Origin of the sequence: Hydrogenophaga sp. 5NK40-0174, assembly GCF_040372165.1 — a bacterium.
In the GTDB taxonomy this organism is placed as follows: domain Bacteria; phylum Pseudomonadota; class Gammaproteobacteria; order Burkholderiales; family Burkholderiaceae_C; genus Hydrogenophaga.
Map to the genome: position 1 here is coordinate 509,616 of NZ_BAABWG010000002.1, position 14,941 is coordinate 524,556.

Here is a 14,941-nt window from a genome sequence, read left to right on the forward strand (position 1 = left end):
TTCCTAGGTCCCCACACTGTCACACATAAGGTTTCCCGGCGATGAAAAGAAATGCCTCCAGCCAACCTCGTCAAGTTGCCTCAGCGTCCTTGGACGCGGCGCAGTTGGCTGTGGTTGAGCAGGCCATTGCAGAGCACCAGTCGGTTGCAGGGGGGCTGTTGCCCCTTTTGCACCAAATTCAGGAAGGGTTGGGCCACGTTCCCGACGATGCCGTGCCACTGGTAGCTGAGGCCCTGAATCTGTCCCGTGCCGAAGTGCACGGCGTGCTCACCTTCTATCACCACTTCCGCCGCGAAGAGCCGAAGGGGCAGGTGGTGCAGGTGTGCCGAGCAGAAAGCTGCCTGGCCTGTGGCAGCGATGCACTGTGGAAGGTCGCCCAGGCGTTGGGGGACCATGTGACAGTTGAACCGGTGTATTGCCTGGGCCTGTGCGCTTCCTCTCCAGCGGTGCAAATCGGTAATCGTTGCCATGCGCGCATGACGCCAGATCGTTTGCAACGCCTGGTCTCTGCCCAGAAGGAGGCCGCATGAGCCAAGCCAATGTCAAGGTGTATGTCCCGGCGGACACGGCCGCTGTGGCGGTGGGCGCCGATGAAGTCGCGCAGCGCATTGCTGAGGAAGCAGCCCAGCGATCGTTACCCGTCGCGATCGTGCGCACCGGCTCGCGCGGTCTGTTCTGGCTGGAAACCATGGTCGAGGTCGAGACGGCGGATGGGCGAGTGGCCTATGGACCGGTGGAAGAAGCCGATATTGCCGGCCTGTTCGATGCCGGCTTCCTGCAAGGCGGCCAGCACCCCAAATCGCTCGGCTTGACCGAAGCCATTCCCTATCTGGCCAAGCAACAACGCGTGACCTTCGCTCGCATGGGTGTGACCGATCCGCTTTCCCTGCAAGACTACGAGCAGCACGGCGGCTGGGCTGGGCTGAAAGCCGCAGCGTCCATGGCGGTGGAAAAGGTGGTCGATGCCATCAGCGAGAGCGGCTTGCGTGGCCGTGGCGGCGCGGCGTTCCCGGCGGGCATCAAATGGAACACGGTGCAACTGGCCAAGGCCGAGCAAAAGTACGTGGTGTGCAATGCCGACGAAGGCGACTCCGGCACCTACTCCGACCGCATGACGCTCGAGGGCGACCCGTTCATGCTCATCGAAGGCATGGCCATCGCAGGGCTGGCCGTGGGCGCGACCCAGGGCTATGTCTACATTCGGTCGGAATATCCGCTGGCGGTGAGCGTGTTCCGAAAAGCGGTTGCGCAGGCGACCGAGGCCGGCTGGCTGGGCGGCAACGTTGCTGGTTCGGGCAAGGCATTCAACATCGACGTTCGGATGGCGGCCGGTTCGTATGTGTGCGGCGAAGAAACCGCCATGCTGGAGAGCATCGAAGGCAAGCGAGGAGTCGTGCGGGCCAAGCCTCCGCTGCCTGCACTACAAGGCCTGTTTGGCCAACCCACGCTGATCCACAACGTCATTACCCTGGCGTCGGTGCCGGCCATCCTCGCTCACGGTGCTGCCAGCTACCAGGGCTACGGTCAGGGCCGTTCGCGTGGCACCTTGCCGTTCCAGCTGGCCGGCAACATCGCCCGTGGCGGTCTGGTGGAGCTGCCCTTTGGGCACACCTTGCGAGAACTGGTGGAAGATTTCGGCGGCGGTACCCGCAGTGGTCGGCCCGTCAAGGCAATACAGGTGGGTGGCCCGCTCGGAGCCTACGTGCCACCGGACCAATGGGACACACCGCTTGACTACGAAGCCTATGCGGCGGTCGGGGCCACGCTGGGCCACGGTGGCGTGGTCGTGCACGACGACACGGCCGATATGGCTTCGCTCGCACGCTACGCGATGGAATTCTGCGCCATTGAAAGCTGTGGCAAATGCACGCCCTGCCGCATCGGATCCACCCGTGGGGTCGAGGTGATCGACCGCATCCAGCAAAACGACGGCGAGGTCCGCGAAGCACAAGTGGTGTTGTTGCGCGATCTGTGCGAAACCATGACTTACGGCAGCCTGTGCGCCATGGGTGGCATGACGCCCAACCCTGTGCTGTCGGCGCTGAACCATTACCCCGAAGACTTCGGTCTCGACAGCGTGGCCCTCAACGCCGCGCCGGCCGCTTGAAGGAGACACGGCCATGATGAACATCCATGACAAAGATTTTGGCACTCCGGCATGCCAGAGCGAGCACATCGTGCGCCTTCATATCGACGGTCAAGCTGTCCAGGTGGCCAAAGGCACCTCGCTGATGCGCGCCGCCGCTGAAGCCGGCGTGCAAGTGCCTAAGCTCTGCGCCACGGACAGCCTGGAGCCCTTCGGTTCTTGCCGGCTGTGCATGGTGGAGATTGACGGGCGCCGTGGTTTCCCCGCCTCGTGCACCACGCCAGCGGAAGAGGGCATGGTGGTGCGCACGCAGTCTCCCAAGCTGCAGCAATTGCGCCGTGGCGTGATGGAGCTCTACATCAGTGACCACCCGCTCGACTGTCTGACCTGCGCAGCCAATGGCAACTGCGAGCTGCAGACCCAGGCCGGTCAGGTCGGTCTGCGCGAAGTGCGCTACGGCACCCACGGGCAAACCGTGGCAGGTGTCACCGGTTGCGATCATGCGGACGCCAAGGTCGACACGTCCAACCCCTACTTCCAGTACGACCCGAGCAAATGCATCGTCTGCAACCGCTGCGTGCGCGCCTGCGAAGAGACCCAGGGCACGTTCGCGCTGACCATTTCCGGGCGCGGCTTTGAAAGCCGTGTGTCTGCCGGCCAGGACCAGGCCTTCATGGACAGCGATTGCGTGAGCTGCGGCGCCTGCGTTCAGGCCTGCCCTACTGCCACACTGCAGGAAAAGTCCGTGCTGGAGCTGGGGCAAGCCGAGCACAGCGCCGTGACCACCTGCGCCTATTGCGGCGTGGGTTGTGGCTTCAAGGCTGAGATGAAGGGCAACACCGTGGTGCGCATGGTGCCCTGGAAAGACGGCAAGGCCAACGAAGGACACAGCTGCGTCAAAGGCCGTTTCGCCTGGGGTTATGCGACCCACCCGGACCGCATCACCAAGCCGATGATCCGCGAGCGCATCACCGATCCGTGGCGTGAAGTCAGCTGGGAAGAGGCCATCGACTACGCCGCCACGCGTTTCAAGCGCATTCAGGCCGACCACGGCAAGGATGCTGTGGGCGGCATCACGTCCAGCCGCTGCACCAACGAAGAGGTCTACCTGGTGCAGAAGCTCATTCGCGCGGCGTTCGGCACCAACAACGTCGACACCTGTGCCCGTGTCTGCCACTCGCCCACCGGTTACGGCATGGGCCAGACCTTTGGTACCTCTGCCGGCACGCAAACGTTCAAGAGCGTGGAACAGGCCGACGTCATCATGGTGATCGGCGCCAATCCCACGGATGCGCACCCGGTGTTCGCCTCGCGCATGAAGAAGCGTTTGCGCGAGGGCGCCAAGCTCATCGTGGTCGATCCGCGCCGCACCGAACTCGTTTCCTCTCCGCACGTGAAGGCTGCCCACCACCTGGCGCTCAAGCCGGGTACCAACGTGGCGATCATCAATGCTCTGGCCTATGTGGTGGCCACCGAAGGCTTGCTGGCCGAAGACTACGTGGCCGAACGCTGCGAAGAGCAAAGCTTCACTGACTGGCGTGATTTCGTCAGCCGCGATGAATGTTCGCCGGAGGCCACCGAAGCCATCACCGGTGTGCCGGCCGCTGAAGTGCGGGCAGCGGCCCGCCTGTATGCGAGCGGACCGAACTCTGCCATCTACTACGGCTTGGGTGTGACCGAGCACGCGCAAGGTTCCACCATGGTCATCGGTATTGCCAACCTGGCCATGGCCTGCGGCATGGTCGGCCGCGAGGGCGTGGGCATGAACCCGCTGCGGGGTCAGAACAATGTGCAAGGCAGTTGCGATATGGGCAGCTTCCCGCATGAGCTGCCGGGCTATCGCCACATTTCTGACGACACGGTGCGCGGCCAGTTCGAAGCGCACTGGGGTGTGACGCTGGATTCAGAGCCCGGCTTGCGCATTCCCAATATGTTCGAGGCGGCCTTGGGCGGCACCTTCAAGGGCTTGTATTGCCAGGGCGAGGACATTGTTCAGTCCGACCCGAACACCCAGCACGTGATTTCCGCGTTGGAGGCCATGGAGTGCATCGTGGTGCAGGACATCTTCCTCAACGAAACGGCCAAGTACGCGCACGTGTTCCTGCCCGGCAGCTCCTTCCTGGAGAAAGACGGCACCTTCACCAATGCCGAGCGCCGTATCTCGCGCGTCCGACAGGTCATGCCGCCGCTCAGCGGCCTGGGCGACTGGGAGGTCACGCAGCGGCTCTCGCACGCCTTGGGCTATCCCATGGCCTATTCGCATCCCAGCGACATCATGGCTGAGATCGCATTGCTCACGCCGTCATTTGCCGGCGTGACCTACGAAAAGATCGAACGCCTGGGCAGCGTGCAATGGCCTTGCAATGCCAACACGGAAGAAGCGGGCACGTCCACCATGCACGTGGGCGGCTTTGTGCGTGGCAAGGGCCGCTTCTTCAACACCGCCTACGTGCCGAGCGACGAAAAGGTCACGCGGCGATTCCCTCTCTTGCTCACCACAGGCCGTATCCTCAGCCAGTACAACGTCGGCGCGCAGACGCGACGCACCGCCAACAGCCAGTGGCACAGCGAAGACCGGCTGGACTTGCACCCACACGACGCGCAAGAGCGGGGGATTGTCGATGGCGACTGGGTGGGCGTGAGCAGCCGCGCCGGCCAGACCGTGCTGCGGGCCCACGTGACAGAGGACATGCAGCCAGGCGTGGTCTGGACCACCTTCCACTTCCCGGAGAGTGGCGCCAACGTCATCACCACCGACAGCTCCGATTGGGCCACCAATTGCCCTGAGTACAAGGTCACGGCCGTGCAACTGACCAAGGTCATGCAACCCTCTGCCTGGCAAAAGGATTTCAACGCCTTCGACCAGCAGCAGCACGCTTTGCTGCCGGCGAGCCACCAGGCGCAGCAAGAGGCGATCGACGAATCATGAAACCGGCAGACGTCACCCTGGCCCACGAGGCCGCTGTTCGGTCGCAATTGGTGCGGGATGTCGATGGGCGTGAACTCGCCGATTGGCTGGCGGAAGAGGTACCGGTGGCCATTGTTGTCAACGGCATTTCCCATGCCGTGATGATGGCCAGTCCGACCGATTTGCAGGACTTCGCTTTCGGCTTTTTGATCACAGAGGGTCTGGTCTCATCCGCGAGCGATATCTACGGTGTGGACGTCAAGACCGTCGATCGCGGCATCGAATTGCAGGTTGAGGTGTCCGCCGAGTGCGAGTGGCGCTTGCGAGAGCGCCGCCGCAGCATGGCCGGGCGGACCGGTTGCGGCCTGTGCGGCACCGACAGCCTGGATCAGGTGCGCCAATCGCTTCCGACACTGAACCCGCAGGACGTGAACGTTCGAGCGGTCTTGGCCGCTCACCGCCAACTGCCCGCATGGCAAGCCCTGCAGCAGGCCACAGGCGCCACCCACGCGGCCGCCTGGTGCGACTTGCAGGGCAAGATTCTGCTGGTACGCGAAGATGTCGGCCGGCACAACGCACTCGACAAAGTTCTGGGTGCCATGGTGCGCGATGGGCTGGACCCGCAAGCCGGCTTTGTGTGCGTCACCAGCCGAGCCAGCTTCGAGATGGTGCAAAAGTCCGCCATGGCTGGCGTCACTGCGTTGGCTGCAGTATCGGCGCCGACCGCCATGGCAGTCGACCTCGCATTGTCGTGCGGCATGTGGCTCGCAGGCTTTGTGCGCGGCGAACGACTGGTGCAGTATGCCGGCCAACAAGGCCCCAAAGAAGGCAAGACAAACCCATGAGCATGGAAACCCAAAACCTGGTTCGCATGGCCAATCGCATTGGTCAGTTCTTTGAAGCCACGCCCCAACATGCCGTAGCAGTGGAAGGTGTGGCCAATCACATTCGAAAATTCTGGGAGCCTCGCATGCGCCGGGACTTGCTGGCATGGGTGGACGCCAACGGCGCCACAGATCTGCATCCGCTGGTGGCGGAGGTCGTGGCCGACCAGCGCGAGCGCATCGCCTGAAATCCGGGAAGAGGACTGAGGGTGTCTCAGCGGGGCCGCAGGGGCGCCAGCAGCACCACCAACGCACCGGCGCCACCATCGGCAGGCCTTGCCTGCACGAAGGCCATCACTTCTTTCTTCTGAACCAGCCAGCGCAGTACCCGCGTCTTGAGAACGGGCTGGCGGCCGGGTGAACCCAGGCCTTTCCCGTGTACCACCCGCACGCAGCGAATGCCGTCGCGGTGAGCCTCGTGTATGAATCGGCCCAGCGCCTCCCGGGCGTCGTCAGTGCGTAAGCCATGCAGATCGATCTGCTTCTGCCGACTCCAATGACCCTCGCGTAGTTTGCGCAAAATGTCAGGGCCCAGGCTGGGGCGCCGATAGCTCAGGTGTTCGTCGGTGTGCAGCAAGGTCTCTACGTCGAACTCGTCCGAGAGCGCTTCGCGCATCACCGCCTGCTCATCCTGCTCTTTCTGGCGTGGTCGTGTGGATGGCCTCTCAGTGGGCAGGTGCGCCCGTTGCCGATCGGGCAAGGGTCGCACCGTGCCGATGGCGTCTTGGAATAGTCTTTGCTCGCGTGCCTTTTCCCGTTTGGCCTGTTCAGCGCGCTCGCGCTCCAGCCGCGCCTGCGCAGCGCGCTCGGCCAATGCCTTGCGAATGGTCTTGAGCTCATCGAACGAACGGGCTTTCATGCAGTCATTGTGTCGCATGAAATCGAACGGGTGTCAGACAAGCCCCATTTCCGCCATGGATGCAGCGGTTTCTCGCGTCACGATGAAGTGGTCCAGCACCCGAACATCCACCAGCCCCAGCGCCGCCTTGAGGGACTGGGTCAGCGCCTCGTCCGCACTGGAGGGGCGAGCAATGCCGCTGGGGTGGTTGTGGGCCAGCACCACGCTGGCCGCATGGTGGTGCAGGGCACGCAACACCACCTCGCGCGGGTAGACGCTGGTCTGGCTGAGCGTGCCGCGGAACATCTCCTCCATGGCCAGCAAGCGGTTCTGGCTGTCCAGAAACAGCACGGAAAACACCTCGTGTGCCAGGTGGGCCATGTGAAGCTGCAAGTAGGAGCGCACCGCCTGTGGGCTGTCGAACGCGGCACGTTCTTTCAATTGCTCGGCCAGCGCACGGCGTGACAGTTCCATCACCGCCGCCAGTTCTGCCCGCTTGGCGGGCCCTAAGCCCTTGACGGCTTTGAGCCGGTCGGGTGGCGCGTGCAGCAGACCCGCAACCCCTTCGCACTGCTCCAGCACTTCCTGGGCCAACGCCATCACATGCTTGCCTGCCATGCCTGTTCGGAGCAACAAGGCGAGCAACTCCACATCGCTCAGGGCCTGAGCGCCTTTGGCCAGCAATTTCTCCCTTGGTCTGGCTTCCGCGGGTAGGCTTTTGAGCCCGATGGCGGGCGTGGAAACGGTCATTTTGGATCTCTCCCTGGTGTTTGGCCGGTTTCTCCCGGCGGCTTTCCAAGGTTTTTACAATAGAGCTTTCCCCGCGAGCGCGGGTGCGTCCACTGTCCAGAGGACGCTTTTGGGGGCAACGCCCCGGATCCAAAGGCTTTGAGCAACATGACCCAAGTCCAAGAGGGCTCTTTTCTGACCCTCCACTACCGCATGTCCGGCCCTCAGGGGCAGGTCATCATCGACACCTTTGAAGACAAACCCGCCACGCTGAGCGTGGGGGCAGGCGAGTTGTCGCCCGCGATCGAGGCCAAACTGATCGGGCTTAACGAAGGTGAACACGTGGTTATCGAACTCGAGGCTGGTGAGGCATTCGGCGAGCGCCAGCCTCAGATGGTGCAGTGGGTCGCCCGTTCCCTGCTCAACCAGCTGGGTGACCCGAGCGAGCAATACGCGACGGGGGATGTGGTGCAGTTCCCAACACCTGACGGTCTGGGTTCCTATGCAGGGTCGGTGCAAGAAGTCCGTGAGGACGGCGCTGTCTTGTTCGACTTCAATCACCCTCTGGCCGGTCAGGCGGTGAAGTTTGAAGTCCAGCTGATCGGGGTGCTCTGATGCAGGAAATTGTTCTGGCCGAGCCGCGTGGTTTTTGCGCCGGCGTGGATCGTGCGATTGAAATTGTCGAGCGCGCGCTGGCCAAGTTCGGCCGGCCCATCTACGTGCGCCACGAGATCGTGCACAACACCTATGTGGTCAATGACCTCAAGGAAAAGGGCGCCATTTTCATTGAAGACCTGGACGACGTTCCTGCCGGTGCCACCTTGGTTTTCTCGGCACACGGTGTCAGCAAAGCCGTGCAGGATGAAGCGGCCCGTCGCGGTTTTCAGATTTTCGACGCCACCTGCCCGCTGGTGAGCAAGGTCCATGTGGAAGTCGCCAAACTCCACAAGGAAGGCTACGAATTCTTGATGATTGGTCACAAGGGCCATCCGGAAGTCGAAGGCACCATGGGCCAGCTCGACAGTGGCATCCATCTGGTGGAGGACGAAGCTGACGTGGCGAGGGTTCAACCGGCGCAAACCGAAAAGCTGGCCGTTGTCACGCAGACCACTTTGTCGGTGGATGACGCCGCCGGCATTCTGGCTGCCGTCAAACAACGCTTCCCCAGTGTGCGCGAGCCCAAGCAGCAGGACATTTGCTACGCCACGCAGAACCGCCAGGATGCCGTCAAGGAGCTGAGCCAGGCTGTGGACGTGGTCATCGTGGTGGGCAGCCCCACCAGCTCCAACAGCAACCGCTTGCGCGAGGTCGCCATCAAACGGGGCACACCGTCATACATGGTGGACAATGCGGATGAGCTTCAGCCCGAATGGGTCAGCGGCATGGGGCGTGTGGGCCTCACTGCTGGTGCTTCGGCTCCCGAGTTGCTGGTACAGCAAGTCATCGACCGGCTCAAAACCCTGGGTGCGATCGCCGTCCGGCGCATGGATGGCCTGGAGGAAACCGTGAAGTTTCCGCTGCCCAAAGGGCTGAAGCTGGACGACGGCAGCGCCCCCGAACACATCAAATGAATTGCACTGGTCCGCTGGTCCAGACAAGCCTTCAAAACCCTATCTCTACCCATGCTTGATATTCTTCTCCTCCGCAAGGATCTGGACGCTGTTGTTGCTGGCCTGGAGAGCCGCAAGTCTCCGCAGCCCTACCTGGATGTGGCCGCCTACACAGCGCTGGAAAACGAGCGCAAGACGCTGCAAACCCAGACCGAATCCTTGCAAGCCCAACGCAACAGTGTCTCCAAGCAGATCGGTGCGCTCAAGGGCCAGGGCAAGCACGACGAAGCCGACGCGGCCATGAAGCAGGTCGCCGACATCAAAGACGAGCTCGAGCGTTCAGCGGCGCGCCTCGACGTTTTGCAGGCCGAACTGCAATCCATGCTGCTGGCCGTGCCCAACCTCCCACACGAGTCGGTGCCGGTAGGGCAGGACGAAGCAGGCAACGTGGAAGTGCGCCGTTGGGGCACGCCAAAGTCATTTGACTTTGAAGTCCGCGATCACGTGGACATCGGCGAGAAGCTCGGGCTGGAGTTCGAGACCGGCGCCAAACTGGCCGGTTCGCGCTTCACCTTCATGCGCGGCCCCATCGCCCGTTTGCACCGTGCGCTGGCGCAATTCATGCTGGACGTGCAAACACAAGAGCACGGCTACACCGAATGCTACACCCCCTACATCGTCAACGCCGACACCTTGCGTGGCACGGGCCAGTTGCCCAAATTCGAGGCTGACCTGTTCGCTGCCAACAAGGGCGGACAGGAAGGCGGCGAGGAAAGCCAGGCCTTGTACCTGATTCCCACCAGCGAAGTCACGCTGACCAACACCGTGCGCGATGAAATCGTGGCTGAAGCCGATCTGCCCATCAAGTTGACGGCCCACACCCCATGCTTCCGCTCTGAGGCAGGCAGCGCGGGCCGTGACACCCGCGGCATGATCCGCCAGCACCAGTTCGACAAAGTCGAGATGGTGCAGATTGTTCACCCCGAGAAAAGCTACGAAGCGCTGGAAGAAATGACCGGCCACGCCGAAGCCGTGCTGCAAAAGCTTGGCCTGCCCTACCGGGTGATGAGCCTGTGTACGGGCGACATGGGTTTTGGTGCCACCAAAACCTATGATCTGGAGGTCTGGGTGCCGGCCCAGGGTGTCTACCGTGAAATCAGTTCGGTGTCCAACTGCGATGCCTTCCAGGCCCGTCGCCTGCAGGCTCGCTTCAAGAATGCCAAGGGCAAGAACGAACTGGTCCACACCCTCAATGGTTCCGGCCTGGCCGTGGGCCGAGCCTTGGTGGCGGTGCTGGAGAACTACCAGAATGCTGACGGCAGCGTGACGGTGCCAGAGGCGCTGCGCCCCTACCTGGGCGGGCAGGAGTCGCTCATCCCGGCATGATGCTGGAAGCATTGGTCTGAAACGAAAAAGCCCCGCCAAGCGGGGCTTTTTGCATCTGGCGGAGAGAGAGGGATTCGAACCCTCGATACAGGAGAACCTGTATGCCGGATTTCGAATCCGGTGCATTCGACCACTCTGCCATCTCTCCGGGTCTAACCCGAAATTCTAGCATGTAGCGCCTGTTGTCGGGAAACCGCAGCCAGATGGAGCAGTCGGTGCGACAATGATTTCGGAAAGAACGTTCACACCCGCATGCTAGTCGATACCCAGCCCGCTACGCACCAGCCCGTCCCAGCCAGCCCGGAAGTCCGCGAGCAGTGGGTGGAGTCCCAGTTGATCGGCGTACTCATGGACAGTGCCATGCGGACCCTGGGCATTGCACTGGTGGGCATGCCGGTCATGGTGTACCTGCTGTGGGGCGAGGTCAGCGACGTGGCGCTGCTGATCTGGGTGGCCTGTGCCATCGGGGTGCTCTTGTATCGCTATCGCATCATCGGTGTGTATCGCCTGCTGTTTGACAGCGTGGAAGGCCCGTCGCGGATTGTCTTCATCAATCGCTACAAGTGGACCTGGGCAGCAGTGGGGGTGTTCTGGGGTGCCACCATCGGCTTGACGTTCAGGGAAGCGTCTTTGCCCACGCAGTATTTCTGTCTGCTGCTGGTCCTGGGCCATGGTCTGATGTCGCTCTCGTCCTTCACGGCCTACATGCCGATTCTGAAGGTCTACGTCAACTCACTGGTGCTGTCCATGCTGGCGGGCCTGATCGTGGCGCTGGCCGAGAACTGGGGAGATGGCACGAACACGCGCCTGATCCTTTCCATGGTGTTGTTGCTCGCCGTGTACTGGTACATGTTGCTCAGCGCCGGGGTGCGCCTTTACGAAGTGCACCGCGCCAGCTACGAGCTCCAGTTTTCCAATCAGGAGCTCATCGACTCGCTGACGCAGCAGACGCGGGCATCACTTCGGGCTGTGGCGACCAAGAACCGTTTCCTTTCTTCCGCAGCGCATGATTTGCGGCAACCAGTGCATGCCTTGAGCCTGTATGCAGACTGGCTGGCCACCGAGCCAGAAATGGCGCGCGATATTTCGCCGCGAATCCTGCAATCGACCCGGGCGATCAATGAGCTGTTTGACTCGTTGTTCGACCTCACGCGCATCGATGCCGGCAACTACAAGGTTCGCTTGCAAAACGTCGATGTCCAGCAACTGTTCACTGATCTGGTGATGCAGTTCGAGCCGGTGGCCGCCGCGAAGAACCTCAAGCTGCGCTCGCGCTCTCCCGAGCTGACCGTGTGGTCTGATCCTGTGGTGCTGCGGCGAATTCTGGGCAACCTCGTCTCCAATGCGCTGCGGCATACGCAAAATGGGGGTGTGCTGATCAGCGCACGTCGTCGAGACGACTTGTTGATGTTCGAGGTGTGGGATACCGGTGTGGGCATTGCGCGCCAGCACCAGCAAGCCATCTTCCAGGAGTTCTTCCGCGTGTCGCAGCATCAGGGCACGGAAGACAGCCTGGGCCTGGGCCTGACCATCGTGTCCAAGCTGGCAACGCTGATGGGCTATCAGCTGGCACTGAACTCGGAAGAAGGGCGTGGCAGTGTGTTTCGGGTCATTCTGCCGGCCTTCACGCAAGGGCCTCCACGCGAAGCCCTGCCTTCCATTCCGAACCCGATGAATGGAAAAAAGCCCACCTGAATTGGTTCAGGCGGGCTGATCTTGTTGAGCACAAGCGGCATCGACGGTGATCGACGCCTGCCGGTCAAGCAGCAGGAGGCGTCAGGGCTCCAGCAGCCCGGCAGTGCGTGCCAGGTGGCTGGCCTGAGACCGGCTCTTGACGTTGAGACGGCGGAACAGACGCCACAGGTGGACCTTCACTGTGTGCTCGCTGATCTGAAGCTCTTCGGCAATGTCGCGGTTGGACAAGCCGCGGTCCAGCATGACAAGCAATTGCTTTTGCCGCTTGGACAGCTTTTCCGGAACCGTTGGTGCGTTCTCGTCTTCCGGCTCGTCTGCCAGGAACTCCCGCAAGACCTTGCCGATCTGCGCAGCACCAGCAGACTTCTCCACATATGAGTCGGCGCCCGCCTCGCGAGCGAGATCCTCATAGTCTGATGCGGGCGAAGCCGACAGAACAATGAGCGACGTGTCGGGCAGCATCTGGCGGATCTCGCGCACACCTGACACGCCATTGGTGTCAGGCAGCTTGAGGTCCAGACAGACGAGCTCGGGCTCGCCGTGTTCGGCAATGGCCTTGCTGACCGCGGCCAGCTTTTCCAGTTCCACGACCTGGGTGGAAGACCTGAGGCGACGAAGCAACATGACAACGGCTTCGCGCATCAGGGGGTGGTCATCAATAACAAAAATGCTCATGCTCTTTATGGTCCGTTAACGCTAGATAACCAAGCATATCGGCAAATGTAATACCTGACGATAGAGAAAAATACCGGTCTTGCAAGACTGTTCAACTCTTTGACAGCTTTGTCCACAAGGCGGAAATGCCGTCCATCATGCGGTTGTACGTCATTCTTCTTCCGAAAAAATCGCCAAGGTAGCGGATACGTTTTCCTCAGAGGTATCCAGCGTAACTTTTTCGCTCATCGCTGCCAAGGCCGTTGATCCGAGCGTTTTCAGGTCGCGAATGTGGCCGGCAGCCTCTTTGGGGTCAGAAAAACCGGTACTGTGCAGAACCAAATCGCCGCTGGCGGTGGTCAGCTTGAAATAGAAAAGCCCGTCTTTCTCACGGTACTGCTTGAACGTCGGCATGGCGCTTCTGGTTTTCTTTTTGTCGCTGTCCTGACCAACGCTCAGATCGGACAGGGCCCGGATACCGACCGCGTGGCGCACACGCTGAGTGAAAGGGCCACTGATGGCGCGTGCTTTGCGGGCGCCCGCCAGCAGGATGTCCTCGATGTCTGCGGGGCGCTTCATCAATTCGTCATAGCGTTCGCGCATGGGCGCAATTTCCTGATTGAGGCGGGCAAACAGCTTGTCCTTGACCTCACCCCATCCGATGCCTTCCGCATACGCCTGTGCCAGCGCAGCGGTTTCCTCAGCGCTTGCAAAGGCCTGATAGAGCTGGAACAGCGCCGAGCCTTCCGTGTCTTTGGTCTCTCCTGGCGCACGCGAGTCTGTGACGATGCCCATGATGAGCTTGCGCAATTGCGACTCCGGCACGAACAGGGGTATCGTGTTGTCATAGCTCTTGCTCATCTTGCGACCGTCCAGACCGGGCAGCGTGGCCACATGTTCTTCCACCAGGGCTTCGGGCAGCGTGAAATGCTCACCATACAAATGGTTGAAGCTCGACGCCATGTCGCGCGCCATTTCGATGTGCTGGATCTGATCGCGGCCCACCGGCACTTCATGTGCATTGAACATCAGGATGTCAGCTGCCATGAGGACCGGGTACATGAACAGCCCAGCGGTCACTCCAGTGTCCGTGTCCTCGCCGGCAGCGGTGTTCTTGTCGACAGCCGCCTTGTAGGCGTGAGCACGATTGAGCAAGCCCTTGCCGGTGATACAGGTGAGGAACCAGGTCAGCTCCGGAATCTCCGGGATGTCCGACTGGCGATAGAACGTCACTTGCTCCGGGTCGAGCCCGCATGCAATCCAGGTGGCTGCAATTTCCTGGGTGGAGCGCTGTACACGCAGTGGATCCCCTGTCTTGATCAGGGCGTGGTAGTCGGCCAGAAAGTAGTAGCTGTCGACATCGGCCAGTTTGCTGGCACGAACGGTGGGGCGCACGGCGCCCACATAGTTGCCCAGGTGAGGAGTGCCGGAGGTGGTGATGCCGGTCAAAACACGCTTTTTGGTGGTCATGTCGAAGTGGAGAGCTTGAGCAATTGGTGTGTAGAGGCGATGGCGGGCTTTTCGCTGAAGCTCAGCCAAACAGCCATTGCAAGGGGGCTGTGAGCAGCAGCAGCATCTGCTGGGCGAGTCCGATCAAGGGTAGGAGCCACCACTGGGCGAGGATGCCCGTGTACAGAAGCGCAATCACGATGAAAAAGCCATAAGGCTCGATTCGTGCCAATCCCACAGCAGGACCCGGCGGGAGAAGTCCCACCAGGACGCGCCCACCGTCCAGCGGAGGCAGAGGGAACAGGTTGAGGGCGAACAGCACCAGATTGACGATCACGCCCGCTTCGCAAACCTTGAAGAAAAAGGGCTCGCTCAGCCCGACGCCTGAAAGCACGATGGCAGCCATCAGCCAGGCCAGGGCCTGAGCGAGGTTCGACATGGGGCCGGCCAAAGCGACCCACATCATGTCGCGGCGAGGGTTGCGCAGTTTCGACATTTGAACCGGGACGGGCTTGGCATAGCCGAACACGAACGCGCCCTTGGTCAGGAACAGTAGCAACAGTGGCATCACGACCGTGCCGATCGGGTCGATGTGCTTGAAAGGGTTGAGCGAGATGCGCCCAAGCATCTCGGCAGTGGGATCGCCCAGATGGCGAGCTGCGTATCCGTGCGCCGCCTCATGAATGGTGATGGCGAACAGGACGGGAATGGCGTAGACCGTGATGGTCTGAACAATGCTGGCGAGATCCATGAGAGAGAGCG

The 14,941-nt window shown here is 61.6% G+C and carries 12 protein-coding genes, 1 tRNA gene and 1 pseudogene; 8 read left to right on the forward strand and 6 right to left on the reverse strand.

Annotation, left to right across the window (positions count from 1 at the left end; all coding sequences use genetic code 11):
• Positions 1-41: 41 nt before the first annotated feature.
• From ABWV89_RS08040 to ABWV89_RS08055, 4 genes and pseudogenes are all read left to right on the forward strand, one after another.
• A pseudogene (locus tag ABWV89_RS08040) lies at positions 42-2,107 on the forward strand (NAD(P)H-dependent oxidoreductase subunit E).
• A gap of 13 nt (positions 2,108-2,120) precedes the next feature.
• Positions 2,121-5,015, forward strand: coding sequence for a formate dehydrogenase subunit alpha (gene fdhF, locus ABWV89_RS08045; RefSeq protein WP_353395724.1), 2,895 nt, complete (start codon positions 2,121-2,123; stop codon positions 5,013-5,015).
• Positions 5,012-5,839, forward strand: a complete 828-nt coding sequence (gene fdhD / locus ABWV89_RS08050; RefSeq protein ID WP_353395725.1) for a formate dehydrogenase accessory sulfurtransferase FdhD — start codon at positions 5,012-5,014, stop codon at positions 5,837-5,839. The genes fdhF and fdhD overlap by 4 nt, the downstream gene beginning before the upstream one ends.
• 2 nt (positions 5,840-5,841) lie before the next feature.
• Positions 5,842-6,066, forward strand: a complete 225-nt coding sequence (locus ABWV89_RS08055; protein ID WP_353396065.1) for a formate dehydrogenase subunit delta — start codon at positions 5,842-5,844, stop codon at positions 6,064-6,066.
• Positions 6,067-6,092: 26 nt separating this feature from the next.
• On the opposite strand, the gene ABWV89_RS08060 is transcribed toward ABWV89_RS08055, so the two are convergent.
• Both ABWV89_RS08060 and radC read right to left on the reverse strand, forming a co-directional pair.
• Positions 6,093-6,737: a Smr/MutS family protein gene (locus ABWV89_RS08060; RefSeq protein ID WP_353395727.1), complete on the reverse strand. Its 645-nt coding sequence runs from the start codon at positions 6,735-6,737 to the stop codon at positions 6,093-6,095.
• 33 nt (positions 6,738-6,770) lie between these two features.
• Positions 6,771-7,445 carry a RadC family protein gene (radC, locus tag ABWV89_RS08065; RefSeq protein WP_353396066.1) on the reverse strand — a complete coding sequence of 225 codons (675 nt, stop codon included), beginning with the start codon at positions 7,443-7,445 and terminating at the stop codon, positions 6,771-6,773.
• Positions 7,446-7,613: 168 nt separating this feature from the next.
• Here radC and ABWV89_RS08070 point away from each other — a divergent pair, with 168 nt between their 5' ends.
• Genes ABWV89_RS08070 through serS form a run of 3 tightly spaced genes read left to right on the forward strand, consistent with a single transcriptional unit; the run spans position 7,614 to position 10,381 of the window.
• The gene (locus ABWV89_RS08070) at positions 7,614-8,060 is read left to right on the forward strand and encodes an FKBP-type peptidyl-prolyl cis-trans isomerase (RefSeq protein WP_353395728.1); all 447 of its coding nucleotides are present in this window, start codon (positions 7,614-7,616) and stop codon (positions 8,058-8,060) included.
• The gene (ispH, locus tag ABWV89_RS08075) at positions 8,060-9,016 is read left to right on the forward strand and encodes a 4-hydroxy-3-methylbut-2-enyl diphosphate reductase (protein ID WP_353395729.1); all 957 of its coding nucleotides are present in this window, start codon (positions 8,060-8,062) and stop codon (positions 9,014-9,016) included. Before ABWV89_RS08070 ends, ispH begins: the two co-directional genes overlap by 1 nt.
• A gap of 51 nt (positions 9,017-9,067) precedes the next feature.
• Entirely contained in the window at positions 9,068-10,381 is a 1,314-nt protein-coding gene (gene serS, locus ABWV89_RS08080; RefSeq protein WP_353395731.1) for a serine--tRNA ligase, read from the forward strand.
• 56 nt (positions 10,382-10,437) lie between these two features.
• Here the strand turns inward: serS and ABWV89_RS08085 are convergent.
• Positions 10,438-10,529: transfer RNA gene (locus ABWV89_RS08085), tRNA-Ser, on the reverse strand.
• Between the two features lie 104 nt (positions 10,530-10,633).
• Here ABWV89_RS08085 and ABWV89_RS08090 point away from each other — a divergent pair.
• The gene (locus ABWV89_RS08090) at positions 10,634-12,076 is read left to right on the forward strand and encodes a sensor histidine kinase (RefSeq protein ID WP_353395732.1); all 1,443 of its coding nucleotides are present in this window, start codon (positions 10,634-10,636) and stop codon (positions 12,074-12,076) included.
• Positions 12,077-12,157: 81 nt separating this feature from the next.
• Here ABWV89_RS08090 and ABWV89_RS08095 read toward each other — a convergent pair whose 3' ends face one another.
• From ABWV89_RS08095 to ABWV89_RS08105, 3 genes are all read right to left on the reverse strand, one after another.
• Positions 12,158-12,751, reverse strand: coding sequence for a LuxR C-terminal-related transcriptional regulator (locus ABWV89_RS08095; RefSeq protein WP_353395733.1), 594 nt, complete (start codon positions 12,749-12,751; stop codon positions 12,158-12,160).
• 150 nt (positions 12,752-12,901) lie between these two features.
• On the reverse strand, positions 12,902-14,200 hold the full coding sequence (locus ABWV89_RS08100) for a tryptophan--tRNA ligase (protein WP_353395734.1): 1,299 nt from the start codon (positions 14,198-14,200) through the stop codon (positions 12,902-12,904).
• A gap of 61 nt (positions 14,201-14,261) precedes the next feature.
• Positions 14,262-14,930, reverse strand: coding sequence for a site-2 protease family protein (locus ABWV89_RS08105; RefSeq protein WP_353395735.1), 669 nt, complete (start codon positions 14,928-14,930; stop codon positions 14,262-14,264).
• Between the last annotated feature and the right edge of the window lie 11 nt (positions 14,931-14,941).

Excerpts from the sequence above, each read along its gene's own strand:
- fdhF (WP_353395724.1), top strand. The coding sequence starts at position 2,121 with ATGATGAACATCCATGACAAAGATTTTGGCACTCCGGCATGCCAGAGC.
- fdhD (WP_353395725.1), top strand. The coding sequence starts at position 5,012 with ATGAAACCGGCAGACGTCACCCTGGCCCACGAGGCCGCTGTTCGGTCG.
- ABWV89_RS08055 (WP_353396065.1), top strand. The coding sequence starts at position 5,842 with ATGGAAACCCAAAACCTGGTTCGCATGGCCAATCGCATTGGTCAGTTC.
- ABWV89_RS08060 (WP_353395727.1), bottom strand. The coding sequence starts at position 6,737 with ATGAAAGCCCGTTCGTTCGATGAGCTCAAGACCATTCGCAAGGCATTG.
- ABWV89_RS08070 (WP_353395728.1), top strand. The coding sequence starts at position 7,614 with ATGACCCAAGTCCAAGAGGGCTCTTTTCTGACCCTCCACTACCGCATG.
- ispH (WP_353395729.1), top strand. The coding sequence starts at position 8,060 with ATGCAGGAAATTGTTCTGGCCGAGCCGCGTGGTTTTTGCGCCGGCGTG.
- serS (WP_353395731.1), top strand. The coding sequence starts at position 9,068 with ATGCTTGATATTCTTCTCCTCCGCAAGGATCTGGACGCTGTTGTTGCT.
- ABWV89_RS08090 (WP_353395732.1), top strand. The coding sequence starts at position 10,634 with ATGCTAGTCGATACCCAGCCCGCTACGCACCAGCCCGTCCCAGCCAGC.
- ABWV89_RS08095 (WP_353395733.1), bottom strand. The coding sequence starts at position 12,751 with ATGAGCATTTTTGTTATTGATGACCACCCCCTGATGCGCGAAGCCGTT.
- ABWV89_RS08100 (WP_353395734.1), bottom strand. The coding sequence starts at position 14,200 with ATGACCACCAAAAAGCGTGTTTTGACCGGCATCACCACCTCCGGCACT.
- ABWV89_RS08105 (WP_353395735.1), bottom strand. The coding sequence starts at position 14,930 with ATGGATCTCGCCAGCATTGTTCAGACCATCACGGTCTACGCCATTCCC.